Here is an 11,979-nt window from a genome sequence, read left to right on the forward strand (position 1 = left end):
AAACGTTGGAGTCAGCTCTAAGGTCAAGAACAATTTTCATATAGCGGAACCAGAACGGTTCCGCCGCAGGAATTTACAGGTAAAGCGACCGGACAATCAGGAAGTGTCCGCCGAAGTAACAGGCGGCAACCAGCGCGTCAGCCGCGCGAAACTTGACGCGGTATCGACTGACCAGCCAGAAAATATTGGCCAGCAGAAGCAGCGCTGCGCCGCAGAACAACGAAAATGCCATATCGGTACTGCGCGCGAAATACTGCTCGCCCGCCAGCCAGACCATCAGCAAGGTCATGGCGATGTAAGTGGTCACTGCCCACCGAAGCTCTGCCAGACGCGACCAGATCACCGCCAGCAATAGGGCGCCGATAATCAGCAACGTCAGCGGCAGCGGCCAGAAAAAGGTAATGGTCATCTGGCTGGCGAAACTGAGCGTATACAGCAGATGCGAGAGGAAGAACGCGCCGATGGCGTACATGAACCGCTCTTCAGGCAGCAGCAACAGGCCGTCTGCCACCAGCGTCGCCGCCAGCCCCAGCAGGATCAGATAGCTGTAAACATTGAGCGTGGGTGCCTGCCAGGCAAGCAAGAGCAGCAGTAATAACGTGACGGGCTTAAACACCCAGCGCTGCCAGCGCGGTCCGCGATAGCTGGCATCCACGAATAACCAGCCAGAGAAAAATACTGCGAGGAATGGCCAACTCATTGTTTATCCTTTTATGTTTCAGAACAGAAAATCAAACTAACGCAAGGATCTGCCTTCAGGAAAACGCATCCTGTTTTCCTGTACTCATCCTCAGTGTAGGAGAGTCGGCGTACCGCCGACAATCAGAAATCCCTGTATCGGACGGTGTGGTCTGTCCGCCTGTGGTAAATTGGACAGATAAATTTCCGTTTTTATCTTCAGCGAAGCCGCCCAAATAATGAATAAACCCCCGATGATTTTTGTATTGTTTGTTCTGGTGATTGCGATTTTCGCCACCCGCCAGTATTTCCAGCAGCGGCGGACAAATGCCGAGAATGATGCGGCGCCGCCGCGTTCGGTCAGCGTCGAGATCACGGCCAAGCGCGAATATTTATCCCCTAACCGCCGCTCACGTCAGCGCGAACATATTCCGGTCGAAGATAAGAAATACGAAGGGTACTTTAAACCGCTGAAGGGCGGTTCAGAGATTAAATTGCAACTGGATGAAACAACGTACAACGCACTGGCGAAAGGACAAAAAGGCGTGTTGACCGTGAAAGGGACGCGGTTTGTGACGTTTACGGCGCAGGACGCGCCGTAAAGCGGAGAACTATTTTTTAGACGGCAGCGGCGGCTGTTTTTTCTGCCACGCCATCAGTTCGAACACGCCGAACAGGAAAATTCGGGTTTGCAGCCACGGGCCGATGGTGTCCTTTTCCTTGCCCTGCGTGGCTTTAAGCAGCATCACCTGCAAGCCGTGCATGAAGAACATGAACACAATCGCCACGTCTAAAAAGTATTTGATCGGCTTCGGAAACGGGTGGATCAGGTTAAACGCCAGAAACGCCCAAATACATAACATCAACAACCGACCAATATTGATCAACATCTTACAGCTCCTGTTCTGGTGAGCCGGTTTCAGGCGTCACATCGCGATGGTAAAGACGATAAGCAACTTGTCCGGCGACTTTTTCGCGGTGCAGCCGCCAGCTGGCGGGCACATCCAACGTCCCGTGCTCGGCTTCTGTTTCGACATAAATCCAGGCTTGATCAGCCAGCCACTGGTTTTGCTCAAGCAGGTTCAGGGTGTCTTGCAGAATGCCTTTACGGAAAGGCGGATCGAGGAAAACCACATCAAAAGCATTTCCGGCTTTTGCCAGCCAGTTCAATGTATTGACGTTAAATACTTTCGCATCACCGGCGTTTAGCAGCGCCAGGTTTTTCTCTAATTGTTGCGCAACCGGGCGCTCAAACTCCAGCAGTGTGGCGCTGGCCGCGTAGCGGGACAATGCTTCCAGACCGAGTGCGCCGCTGCCTGCAAAACAGTCCAGACAATGCGCGCCCTGTAAAACCGGCGCCAGCCAGTTAAACAGCGTTTCGCGTACGCGATCGGTGGTCGGGCGCAGTCCCGGACTGTGTGGAACCGGAAGTTTGCGTCCGCGCCATTGTCCGCCAATAATTCGGATCTGGCCTGCGGCGGGAGTGTTGGGTTTCTTTGCCATAGTTCGCTTGTGTAATCCAAAGCCGTCGGCTTCGTTGCATATCGTTTGGAAGGCTATTCTACCGGTGTGCGGGCATTGGGCAAATGTTTAACATTGTCGATTGAAAAACCACCGGAATTCAATACGCGGGCGTGTTGCCTGAAGGGGAAAGTGATAGACTGCCTGACCATAACCCTATTAATAATCCGTTCGCCAGTCATTAACGGCGAGGAGTGAAGTTGTAAAATGGCAAAAGATAAAAAACGCGGTTTCTTCTCCTGGTTTGGCCGTGGCCGTCAGGAAGAAGAACAGCAGAAGGAAGAAATCCGCGAAGAACAGCCGGTTGTTGAAGAACTTCCTGCTGTTGAAGAACATCCGGTTGCCAAAGAGCAACCGGCCGAAGCGCCTGCGCGTGAAGAACCTGCTGAAGCGCCGGGTGTGCCGGTAGAACAACATCCGGGCGAATGGGATGCTGCGACATCTGCTGAGTCTGCCGCTGAAATCGCAACGGTGGCTGAACCGGCTCCTCACGTCGAACCTGAGCCAGAAGTTGAACCTGAGCCAGATGTTGAACCGGCACCAGAAGTGGAACCTGAGCCAGAAGTTGAGCCGGAACCGCTCAAGGATCCAGAACCGGTTCACGAGCAGGCCGCCGCTGAACTGGCAGAAGAAATTGTTCATATCACCGAGCAGGTTGCCGCGCAGCCTGCAGCGGTTGAAGACGAGTTTGTTGAATCGGCAGAAGAAATCGCCGAAGACGAACGTCTGGACGCCATTGATTATGTCGACGACTCTGCCGCTGCTGAAGAACCTCTGCCGGTGGCGCTGGATCCGATTGTTGTGTTACCTGCCGGTGAAACGGAGCAGGAACGTCCGACCAAAGAAGGTTTCTTCGCCCGTCTCAAACGCAGCCTGGTCAAAACCAAGCAGAATCTCGGCTCCGGTTTTGTCGGTCTGTTCCGCGGTAAGAAAATCGACGACGATCTGTTTGAAGAACTGGAAGAACAGTTGCTGATCGCCGACGTGGGTGTCGAAACTACCCGCAAAATTATTGCCTCACTGACTGAACACGCATCGCGTAAACAGCTGCAAGATGCTGATGCGTTGTACGGTAAGCTGAAGGAAGAAATGTCCGAAATACTGGCGAAAGTCGACGAGCCACTGGATGTCAGCGGGAAAACCCCGTATGTCATTCTGATGGTTGGTGTAAACGGCGTCGGTAAAACCACGACTATCGGTAAAATGGCGCGTCAGTTTGAAGCACAGGGTAAATCTGTGATGCTGGCGGCTGGCGATACGTTCCGCGCCGCAGCCGTTGAGCAGTTGCAGGTCTGGGGTCAGCGTAACAAGATCCCGGTGATTGCGCAGCATACCGGTGCGGATTCCGCGTCTGTTATCTTCGATGCCATTCAGGCGGCGAAAGCCCGTAATATCGACGTGCTGATTGCTGATACCGCCGGACGTTTGCAGAATAAAGCGCATCTGATGGAAGAGCTGAAGAAAATTGTTCGAGTGATGAAGAAGCTCGACGAAGATGCGCCGCATGAAGTGATGCTGACGCTCGACGCCAGCACCGGCCAGAACGCAGTGAGTCAGGCGAAATTGTTCAACGAAGCCGTCGGGCTGACCGGGATAACGCTGACTAAACTGGATGGCACCGCGAAAGGCGGCGTGATCTTTGCCATCGCCGATCAGTTCAGCATTCCGATCCGCTACATTGGTGTCGGTGAAGGTATCGAAGATTTAAGGCCGTTTAAGGCAGACGATTTTATTGAGGCACTTTTTGCCCGAGAGGATTAATACGGATGATTCGCTTTGAACAGGTCAGTAAAGCTTATCTGGGCGGACGACAGGCGCTTCAGGGCGTCAATTTTCACATCCAGCAAGCGGAAATGGCATTTCTGACCGGACACTCTGGCGCGGGTAAAAGTACCCTGCTCAAGCTGATTTGCGGCATTGAGCGCCCGAGTGCCGGACACATTTTGTTTGGCGGCCATGACATCAGCCGTCTGAAATCCAGCGAAGTGCCGTTTCTGCGTCGTCAGATCGGCATGATCTTTCAGGATCACCATCTGCTGATGGATCGCACCGTGTATGACAACGTGGCGATGCCGCTGATTATTTCCGGCGCCAGCACTGAAGATATCCGCCGTCGCGTTTCCGCGGCACTGGATAAAGTCGGATTACTGGATAAAGCGAAAAACCTGCCCATCCAGCTTTCCGGTGGTGAACAGCAGCGTGTGGGCATCGCCCGTGCGGTGGTGAACAAGCCTGCAGTGCTGCTGGCGGATGAACCGACCGGTAACCTCGATGGCGAACTGTCAGAAGGCATTTTGCGTTTATTCGAAGAATTTAACCGCGTGGGTGTCACCGTTCTGATGGCGACGCATGATGTGGGTCTGATTGCCCGCCGTAATTACCGCACGCTGACGTTAAGTCAGGGCCGTATGTCGTCGGGAGGGGTGTACTAATGGCGAACAGTCCGAATCCGGCGAAAACCGCGAAAAGCGCCCGCGCTGCGAAAAGTAAAGCCTTGCAGGGTGGCTGGCGTGAACAGTGGCGTTATGCGTGGATGAACGCGCTGGCTGACATGTTGCGTCAGCCACTGGCGACATTGCTCACGGTGATGGTCATCGCGATTTCCCTGACGCTGCCGAGTGTCTGTTATCTGGTGTGGAAAAACGTCAGTACCGCGGCCGAACAGTGGTATCCGACGCCACAGCTGACCGTTTATCTCGACAAAGCGCTGGATGATGACGCCGCAGAAAATGTGGTCAAAACCCTCAAAACCGAAGCGGGCGTCGATAAAGTTAATTATCTGTCCCGTGAAGAAGCGATGGGCGAATTCCGCAACTGGTCAGGCTTTGGCGGCGCGATGGACATGCTGGAGCAAAATCCGCTGCCAGCGGTGGCTATCATCACGCCTAAAATGAATTTCCAGGACTCCGCAACGCTCAACACCTTGCGCGACCGCGTGGCAGCGGTGCATGGCGTGGACGAAGTGCGCATGGATGACAGCTGGTTTGCGCGTCTTGCTGCGCTGACCGGACTGGTCGGGCAAATTGCGGCCATGATCGGCGTTCTGATGGTGATCGCTGTCTTCCTGGTGATTGGTAACAGTGTGCGACTGAGTATCTTCAGCCGTCGCGATACCATCAACGTCATGAAGCTGATTGGCGCGACCGACGGGTTCATTTTAAGACCATTTCTGAACGGCGGCGCGATGCTCGGTTTTACCGGCGCACTGCTGTCGCTTATCCTTTCCGAAGTGCTGGTACTGCGCCTTGAGAGCGTGGTGACGCAAGTGGCGCAAGTGTTCGGCACCACCTTTGACCTGCACGGTCTGGGCTGGGACGAAAGCCTGCTGCTGCTGATCGTCTCCGCTATGATTGGCTGGATCGCTGCCTGGCTGGCAACGGTTCAACATTTACGGCGATTTACACCACAGTAGCGATAATTTGCTATAATGTTCCCCTGCTGCTCAGTCTTTGTGTACAGGGGAACAGCCGTTTATTGCTATATCGTCCCATCTTTTCCTGCTTTCCCTGCAATGGCACAAATTCACTATCCAATAGTCAGTCTGTCACATACAGTCTTCAGACTGTTGAATCTGCCCGTGAACTTTATGTAAAATTCGTGGTCGAAGAGCAGCGAATATGAAGGGCTCGGCGTTGCTTTGTTGTCGCCAATAATGGCCAGCAACGTAGCGGTATCATCCCGCAGCAACGTGGTATAAAACCTGCATTACGTCATACATGAGAGGCTTGAATGACCAAAGAAATGCGCACTTTAGCATTAGTACCCCAAGGTAGCCTGGAAGCCTATGTTCGGGCCGCCAATGCCTATCCTATGCTCACCGCAGAGGAAGAACGGGCACTGGCTGAACGGCTGCATTACGACGGTGACCTGGAAGCAGCGAAAGAGCTGATCCTGTCTCACCTGCGCTTTGTTGCTCACATTGCCCGTAACTATTCAGGCTACGGTTTGCCACAGGCAGACCTTATCCAGGAAGGGAATATCGGCCTGATGAAAGCGGTTCGTCGCTTTAATCCGGAAGTTGGTGTGCGTCTGGTGTCCTTTGCCGTGCATTGGATCAAGGCAGAAATTCACGAGTATGTGCTGCGTAACTGGCGCATCGTGAAAGTCGCCACCACTAAAGCGCAGCGTAAGCTGTTCTTTAACCTGCGTAAAAACAAACAGCGTTTGGGCTGGTTCAGCCACGACGAAGTGGAGCACGTTGCACGCGAACTGGGTGTCACCAGCAAAGATGTGCTGGAAATGGAATCACGCATGGCCGCTCAGGACATGACGTTTGATCCGACACCGGACGATGAACCACGCGACGGCGCAGCGATGGCACCGATGCTTTATCTGCAAGACAAGAGTTCTGACTTTGCAGAAACCATCGAAGAAGATAACTGGGATCAGGACGCGACCGACAAACTTTCCTCTGCAATGGAAGGTCTGGACGAACGCAGCCAGGATATCATTCGTGCCCGCTGGTTAGACGACGAAAACAAATCAACCCTGCAGGAACTTGCCGATAAATACGGTGTGTCCGCAGAACGTGTTCGTCAGCTGGAAAAAAACGCGATGAAAAAACTGCGTATGGCGATCGAAGCCTGATCCCACTTTACGTAGCAACGAAAAAAGCGACCTTTCGGGTCGCTTTTTTTTATGCCTGAAATCTGATGCCGGATTTATGGTTTCTTCCAGATATTCCCTTGCAGTGAAAACCCGCATGCCTGCATAAATGCATCCAGCACCGGTTCCGGCTCAGCCTTCATCGTCCAGCTTTTTACCTGCGGCACTTGCGCCTGTAAATCTTCCATCAGATACAACCCGACACCACGACGGCGCGTCACTTCGCGCACCAGCAGATCACTCAGTTTAGCCTGATTGCCGTCGAGCGTGATTTTCACTGCGCCGAGAATGCGTTCATTGAACACTGCGGCAAACAGTGCATGGTCATTTTGCAGGCTGGCTTGCCAGTCGCTTTCAGTTTGCTCCGGCCAGATTTTTGCCAGGTCGATGAGATCCTGCGCGCTGAGTGACGTCAGTTTTTGGATAGTTAATTTCATGAGGCAGAAGGTCAGAAAAAGGGGGGCGTTTAGTGTAGCGGAATCCACTAAAAATCGGGCGTAACTTTTTTTGTACAGTAACAGGTCGAAAAGTTTTTTGGGGATCACTGCATAAGCGATAAATGTTGGCTTTAATCAATAAAGCCAGTGTTTACGACTGATTGTTTAATTCCACTCCACTTTTTCACCCAAATAAAATTCTGTTTACACCTCATATTTCTGATTGTGCTATTTGATTTGCAGAAGAAAATTCCTGTTTAATGATATGAATTATAAAGTCTTATTAGAAAATAAGACGAAATAAGCCGGTAACTCATTATTACTTATACCAAATTTCGTAAGTGACGATGTTTTGAACAGGCAAAAAAGAGCAAACCACAACACACATCAAACGGGGTAATCGGATGAAAGTAACTAAGGGTAAGATCTGGCTGGCAGGTTGTATTGCATTAGCAATGAGTCAGGCGGCATTCGCAAAAGACATCAAAGTCGCCATTGTTGGTGCTATGTCAGGTCCGGTCGCCCAGTACGGTGACATGGAATTTACGGGTGCAAAACAAGCCATCGCTGACATCAACGCCGAAGGCGGCGTGAAAGGTGACAAATTGGTTGGCGTGGAATATGACGATGCCTGTGACCCGAAACAAGCAGTCGCGGTAGCGAACAAAGTGATCAACGACGGTATCCGTTACGTGATCGGCCACCTGTGTTCTTCTTCCACTCAGCCTGCTTCCGATATCTATGAAGACGAAGGCGTGCTGATGATCACCCCGGCTGCGACCAACGCAGACCTGACCACCCGTGGTTATAAAATGGTGATGCGCACCACCGGTCTGGATTCCGACCAGGGCCCGACCGCAGCTAAATATATCCTCGACACTATCAAACCAAAACGCATCGCCGTTGTGCATGACAAACAGCAATACGGCGAAGGCCTGGCCCGTTCTGTACAGGACGCACTGAAAAAAGGCGGCGGCAACGTTGTTCTGTTTGAAGGTGTTACCGCGGGTGACAAAGACTTCTCTACGCTGGTGGCGCGTCTGAAGAAAGAAAACGTCGATTTTGTTTACTTCGGCGGTTACTACCCGGAAATGGGCCAGATCCTGCGTCAGTCAAAACAGGCCGGTCTGAACGCGAAATTCATGGGGCCGGAAGGCGTGGGCAACTCCTCACTGTCTAACATCGCCGGCGATGCCTCTGAAGGTATGCTGGTGACTCTGCCAAAACGTTATGACCAGGTTCCGGCCAACCAGCCAATCGTAGATGCGCTGAAAGCCAAGAAACTGGATCCTACCGGTCCGTTCGTCTGGACGACTTACGCCGCATTGCAGGCGCTGACCACCGGTATGGAACGCAGTGGCAGCATGGAACCGGCTGACATCGCTAAAAATCTGAAATCAGCTTCGGTGGATACCGTCATGGGCCCGCTGAGCTGGGATGAGAAAGGTGACCTGAAAGGATTCGAATTCGGTATCTTCGAATGGCATAAGGACGGCACGTCTACCCCAATCAAATAAATGCCCGGCATCCTTCGCGCCGCCTCTGCGTTGGCCGCCTTCATTCACCCCGGTCACTTACCTGTGTAAGCTCCCGGGGATTCATTCAGTTGCCGCCTTGATGCAACACGAATGATTTTGGGCATTATGTTTCAGAACAGCGCATTACTCTGCCCGGCGTCTGGTGTTATAAGAGGCGCCGGGTTGCAGTCTCAGCACAAGTTATCAAACCCTTGATTAATAAGGATAGGGTATGTCAGAGCAGTTCCTCTATTTCATTCAGCAGATGTTCAACGGCGTGACGTTGGGCAGCACTTATGCGCTGATCGCCATTGGTTACACCATGGTTTACGGCATTATCGGCATGATCAACTTCGCCCACGGCGAGGTGTATATGATCGGCAGTTATGTCTCCTTTATCGTAATCGCCGCTTTGATGATGATGGGTATCGACGCCAGCTGGTTGCTGATCGGTGCCGGTTTTATCGCGGCGATTGTGATTTCCAGTGCCTACGGCTGGAGCATTGAACGCGTGGCGTACAAGCCGGTGCGTAACTCCAAGCGTCTGATTGCACTGATTTCTGCCATCGGGATGTCAATTTTTCTCCAAAACTACGTCAGCCTGACTCAGGGCTCGCGTGACCTTGCTTTACCAAGTCTGGTGACTGGCCAGTGGAAACTGGGCGAGGCGAATGGTTTCGCCGCGACAATCAGCACCATGCAACTGATTATCTGGGTCGTCACGTTTGTCGCCATGCTGGCGCTGACGCTGTTCATCCGTTATTCGCGTATGGGACGTGCCTGCCGCGCTTGCGCGGAAGATCTCAAAATGGCCAGCCTGCTGGGGATCAGCACTGACCGCGTTATCTCACTGACTTTTGTCATCGGCGCATTAATGGCCGCTGTTGCGGGCGTTCTGCTCGGGCAGTTCTATGGCGTCATCAACCCGTACATCGGCTTTATGGCCGGGATGAAAGCCTTCACCGCCGCGGTTCTCGGCGGTATCGGCAGTATTCCGGGCGCAATGATCGGCGGCCTGATTTTAGGTGTGGCTGAAGCGCTGACCTCGGCGTACCTGAGCACCGAATACAAAGACGTGGTGTCCTTCGCACTGCTGATCGTGGTGTTGCTGGTGCTGCCGACCGGTATTCTCGGACGTCCGGAGGTTGAGAAAGTATGAAGCGCCTGAATCTGTTAAATGCGCTGGTTTCCGCTTTCGTGCTGCTGGTACTGGCGGCGTTCATCATGGGATTGCAGCTGAGCCTCGATGGCACCAAGCTGGTGGTCAACGGTGCCGGTGAAGTGCGCTGGATGTGGATCGCCATCGGCTGCGCCATCGTCTTTGTGTTCCAGCTGTTCCGCCCGTTGGTCAGCAGCAGCCTGAAAAAAGTCTCCGGACCGGGTTGGGTTTTGCCAAGCTTTGACGGCTCAACCCCGAAACAAAAACTGCTGGCGCTGGTGCTGATTATCGCCGCTATCGCCTGGCCGTTTATCGTCTCGCGCGGTACGGTGGATATTGCCACGCTGACGCTCATCTACATCATGCTGGGTCTCGGCCTGAACGTGGTGGTCGGTCTGTCCGGCCTCCTGGTGCTGGGCTACGGCGGTTTTTACGCCATCGGTGCTTACACTTACGCGCTGCTCAATCACTACTACGGTATCGGTTTCTGGGAAGCGTTACCGCTGGCCGGATTGGTCTCTGCGGCGTTTGGTTTCCTGCTCGGGTTCCCGGTTCTACGATTGCGGGGTGACTATCTGGCGATTGTGACGCTCGGCTTCGGCGAAATCGTGCGTATCCTGCTGCTCAACAATACCGAACTGACCGGCGGGCCGAACGGCATCAGCCAAATCCCGAAACCGACGCTGTTCGGGCTGGAATTCAGCCGCACGCCACGCGACGGCGGCTGGGACACCTTCAGTAATTTCTTCCATGTTGCCTATGACCCAAGCGACCGCATCATTTTCCTGTACATGGTGGCGCTGCTGCTGGTGATAGCCACCTTGTTCATCATCAACCGTTTGCTGCGTATGCCGCTGGGCCGTGCGTGGGAAGCGCTGCGTGAAGATGAAATTGCGTGTCGTTCTCTGGGTCTGAATCCGACCCGCATCAAACTGACCGCGTTCACCATCAGCGCCGCGTTTGCCGGTTTCGCCGGTACGTTGTTCGCCGCGCGTCAGGGCTTTGTCAGCCCGGAATCCTTCACCTTTGCGGAGTCCGCTTTCGTGCTGGCTATCGTGGTGCTCGGCGGGATGGGTTCGCAGTTTGCAGTGATTCTGGCGGCAATTTTGCTGGTGGTCTCCCGAGAGCTGATGCGTGATCTTAACGAATACAGCATGTTAATGCTCGGTGCGTTAATGGTGCTGATGATGATCTGGCGTCCGCAGGGCTTATTGCCTATGAAACGCGTCCATCTCAAACTGAAGTTGTCTAAGAAACAAATCGCGGATCAGGGGGAACAGGCATGAGTACGCAACCTCTGTTAGCGGTTGAAGGTTTGATGATGCGTTTTGGCGGCCTGCTGGCGGTCAATAACGTGGCGCTGAATCTCAACCAGGGCGAAATTGTGTCGCTGATCGGCCCGAATGGTGCCGGTAAAACCACGGTGTTTAACTGTCTGACCGGTTTCTATAAACCGAGCGGTGGCACCATTAAACTGCGCGACCAGCATCTTGAAGGCCTACCGGGGCAGAAAATTGCCCGTATGGGCGTGGTGCGCACCTTCCAGCACGTGCGTCTGTTCCGCGAAATGACGGTGATTGAAAACTTGCTGGTCGCCCAGCATCAGCACCTGAAAAGTGGTGTGCTGGCCGGTCTGTTTAAGACGCCGGGATTCCGTCGCGCTGAAGCGGATGCGCTCGATCGTGCCGCCGACTGGCTGGAGCGTGTCGGATTACTCGAGCTGGCTAACCGTCAGGCGGGGAATCTGGCTTATGGCCAGCAACGTCGTCTGGAAATTGTGCGCTGTATGGTGACGCGTCCGGAAATCCTCATGCTCGACGAACCGGCAGCCGGTCTGAACCCGCGTGAAACCGAAGAGCTGAACCAGCTGATCGCCGAACTGCGTAACCAGCACAACGTCTCAGTGCTGCTGATTGAGCACGACATGAAACTGGTGATGGGCATTTCTGACCGCATCTACGTGGTGAACCAGGGCACGCCGCTGGCGCAGGGCACACCGGCTGAAATTCGCAATAATCCTGACGTGATCCGTGCCTATCTGGGCGAAAGTTAATGGGTGAAG

At 53.6% G+C, this 11,979-nt stretch carries 13 protein-coding genes; 9 read left to right on the plus strand and 4 right to left on the minus strand.

The features are described 5' to 3' along the window. Positions 1-73: 73 nt before the first annotated feature. Positions 74-700 carry a lysoplasmalogenase gene (locus J1784_RS09820; protein ID WP_217149039.1) on the minus strand — a complete coding sequence of 209 codons (627 nt, stop codon included), beginning with the start codon at positions 698-700 and terminating at the stop codon, positions 74-76. Between the two features lie 217 nt (positions 701-917). Here J1784_RS09820 and J1784_RS09825 point away from each other — a divergent pair, with 217 nt between their 5' ends. Then, positions 918-1,280, plus strand: coding sequence for a DUF2500 domain-containing protein (locus tag J1784_RS09825; protein ID WP_217149040.1), 363 nt, complete (start codon positions 918-920; stop codon positions 1,278-1,280). A gap of 9 nt (positions 1,281-1,289) precedes the next feature. Here the strand turns inward: J1784_RS09825 and J1784_RS09830 are convergent, their stop codons facing one another. Both J1784_RS09830 and rsmD read right to left on the minus strand, forming a co-directional pair. Further along, positions 1,290-1,568, minus strand: a complete 279-nt coding sequence (locus J1784_RS09830; protein ID WP_217149041.1) for a DUF1145 family protein — start codon at positions 1,566-1,568, stop codon at positions 1,290-1,292. A gap of 1 nt (position 1,569) precedes the next feature. Continuing rightward, positions 1,570-2,181: a 16S rRNA (guanine(966)-N(2))-methyltransferase gene (rsmD, locus tag J1784_RS09835; protein ID WP_217149042.1), complete on the minus strand. Its 612-nt coding sequence runs from the start codon at positions 2,179-2,181 to the stop codon at positions 1,570-1,572. 225 nt (positions 2,182-2,406) lie between these two features. Between rsmD and ftsY the strand changes: the two genes are divergently transcribed. The 4 genes from ftsY to rpoH all read left to right on the plus strand — a co-directional run bounded on the left by ftsY (position 2,407) and on the right by rpoH (position 6,786). Beyond that, on the plus strand, positions 2,407-3,960 hold the full coding sequence (gene ftsY / locus J1784_RS09840) for a signal recognition particle-docking protein FtsY (protein WP_217149043.1): 1,554 nt from the start codon (positions 2,407-2,409) through the stop codon (positions 3,958-3,960). 5 nt (positions 3,961-3,965) lie between these two features. Beyond that, positions 3,966-4,631, plus strand: a complete 666-nt coding sequence (gene ftsE / locus J1784_RS09845) for a cell division ATP-binding protein FtsE (protein ID WP_217149044.1) — start codon at positions 3,966-3,968, stop codon at positions 4,629-4,631. Continuing rightward, positions 4,631-5,611: a permease-like cell division protein FtsX gene (gene ftsX / locus J1784_RS09850; protein WP_112290540.1), complete on the plus strand. Its 981-nt coding sequence runs from the start codon at positions 4,631-4,633 to the stop codon at positions 5,609-5,611. The genes ftsE and ftsX overlap by 1 nt, the downstream gene beginning before the upstream one ends. A 317-nt stretch (positions 5,612-5,928) precedes the next feature. After that, positions 5,929-6,786, plus strand: a complete 858-nt coding sequence (gene rpoH, locus J1784_RS09855) for an RNA polymerase sigma factor RpoH (protein WP_217149045.1) — start codon at positions 5,929-5,931, stop codon at positions 6,784-6,786. A gap of 74 nt (positions 6,787-6,860) precedes the next feature. On the opposite strand, the gene panM is transcribed toward rpoH, so the two are convergent. After that, positions 6,861-7,241 carry an aspartate 1-decarboxylase autocleavage activator PanM gene (gene panM / locus J1784_RS09860; protein ID WP_217149046.1) on the minus strand — a complete coding sequence of 127 codons (381 nt, stop codon included), beginning with the start codon at positions 7,239-7,241 and terminating at the stop codon, positions 6,861-6,863. Positions 7,242-7,645: 404 nt separating this feature from the next. Here panM and J1784_RS09865 point away from each other — a divergent pair, with 404 nt between their 5' ends. The 4 genes from J1784_RS09865 to livG all read left to right on the plus strand — a co-directional run bounded on the left by J1784_RS09865 (position 7,646) and on the right by livG (position 11,970). Next, entirely contained in the window at positions 7,646-8,758 is a 1,113-nt protein-coding gene (locus J1784_RS09865; protein WP_217149047.1) for a branched-chain amino acid ABC transporter substrate-binding protein, read from the plus strand. 232 nt (positions 8,759-8,990) lie between these two features. Continuing rightward, positions 8,991-9,917 carry a high-affinity branched-chain amino acid ABC transporter permease LivH gene (livH, locus tag J1784_RS09870; protein ID WP_217149048.1) on the plus strand — a complete coding sequence of 309 codons (927 nt, stop codon included), beginning with the start codon at positions 8,991-8,993 and terminating at the stop codon, positions 9,915-9,917. Further along, positions 9,914-11,203: a high-affinity branched-chain amino acid ABC transporter permease LivM gene (locus tag J1784_RS09875; RefSeq protein WP_217149049.1), complete on the plus strand. Its 1,290-nt coding sequence runs from the start codon at positions 9,914-9,916 to the stop codon at positions 11,201-11,203. The genes livH and J1784_RS09875 overlap by 4 nt, the downstream gene beginning before the upstream one ends. Continuing rightward, on the plus strand, positions 11,200-11,970 hold the full coding sequence (livG, locus tag J1784_RS09880; RefSeq protein ID WP_120509273.1) for a high-affinity branched-chain amino acid ABC transporter ATP-binding protein LivG: 771 nt from the start codon (positions 11,200-11,202) through the stop codon (positions 11,968-11,970). The genes J1784_RS09875 and livG overlap by 4 nt, the downstream gene beginning before the upstream one ends. Positions 11,971-11,979 lie beyond the last annotated feature (9 nt).

It is taken from the genome of Rahnella ecdela (genome assembly GCF_019049625.1).
GTDB classification, from domain to species: Bacteria; Pseudomonadota; Gammaproteobacteria; order Enterobacterales; family Enterobacteriaceae; genus Rahnella; species Rahnella ecdela.

Bases quoted from the DNA above. Each gene is read 5' to 3' on its own strand.
- J1784_RS09820 (WP_217149039.1), bottom strand. From the start codon at position 700: ATGAGTTGGCCATTCCTCGCAGTATTTTTCTCTGGCTGGTTATTCGTG.
- J1784_RS09825 (WP_217149040.1), top strand. From the start codon at position 918: ATGAATAAACCCCCGATGATTTTTGTATTGTTTGTTCTGGTGATTGCG.
- J1784_RS09830 (WP_217149041.1), bottom strand. From the start codon at position 1,568: ATGTTGATCAATATTGGTCGGTTGTTGATGTTATGTATTTGGGCGTTT.
- rsmD (WP_217149042.1), bottom strand. From the start codon at position 2,181: ATGGCAAAGAAACCCAACACTCCCGCCGCAGGCCAGATCCGAATTATT.
- ftsY (WP_217149043.1), top strand. From the start codon at position 2,407: ATGGCAAAAGATAAAAAACGCGGTTTCTTCTCCTGGTTTGGCCGTGGC.
- ftsE (WP_217149044.1), top strand. From the start codon at position 3,966: ATGATTCGCTTTGAACAGGTCAGTAAAGCTTATCTGGGCGGACGACAG.
- ftsX (WP_112290540.1), top strand. From the start codon at position 4,631: ATGGCGAACAGTCCGAATCCGGCGAAAACCGCGAAAAGCGCCCGCGCT.
- rpoH (WP_217149045.1), top strand. From the start codon at position 5,929: ATGACCAAAGAAATGCGCACTTTAGCATTAGTACCCCAAGGTAGCCTG.
- panM (WP_217149046.1), bottom strand. From the start codon at position 7,241: ATGAAATTAACTATCCAAAAACTGACGTCACTCAGCGCGCAGGATCTC.
- J1784_RS09865 (WP_217149047.1), top strand. From the start codon at position 7,646: ATGAAAGTAACTAAGGGTAAGATCTGGCTGGCAGGTTGTATTGCATTA.
- livH (WP_217149048.1), top strand. From the start codon at position 8,991: ATGTCAGAGCAGTTCCTCTATTTCATTCAGCAGATGTTCAACGGCGTG.
- J1784_RS09875 (WP_217149049.1), top strand. From the start codon at position 9,914: ATGAAGCGCCTGAATCTGTTAAATGCGCTGGTTTCCGCTTTCGTGCTG.
- livG (WP_120509273.1), top strand. From the start codon at position 11,200: ATGAGTACGCAACCTCTGTTAGCGGTTGAAGGTTTGATGATGCGTTTT.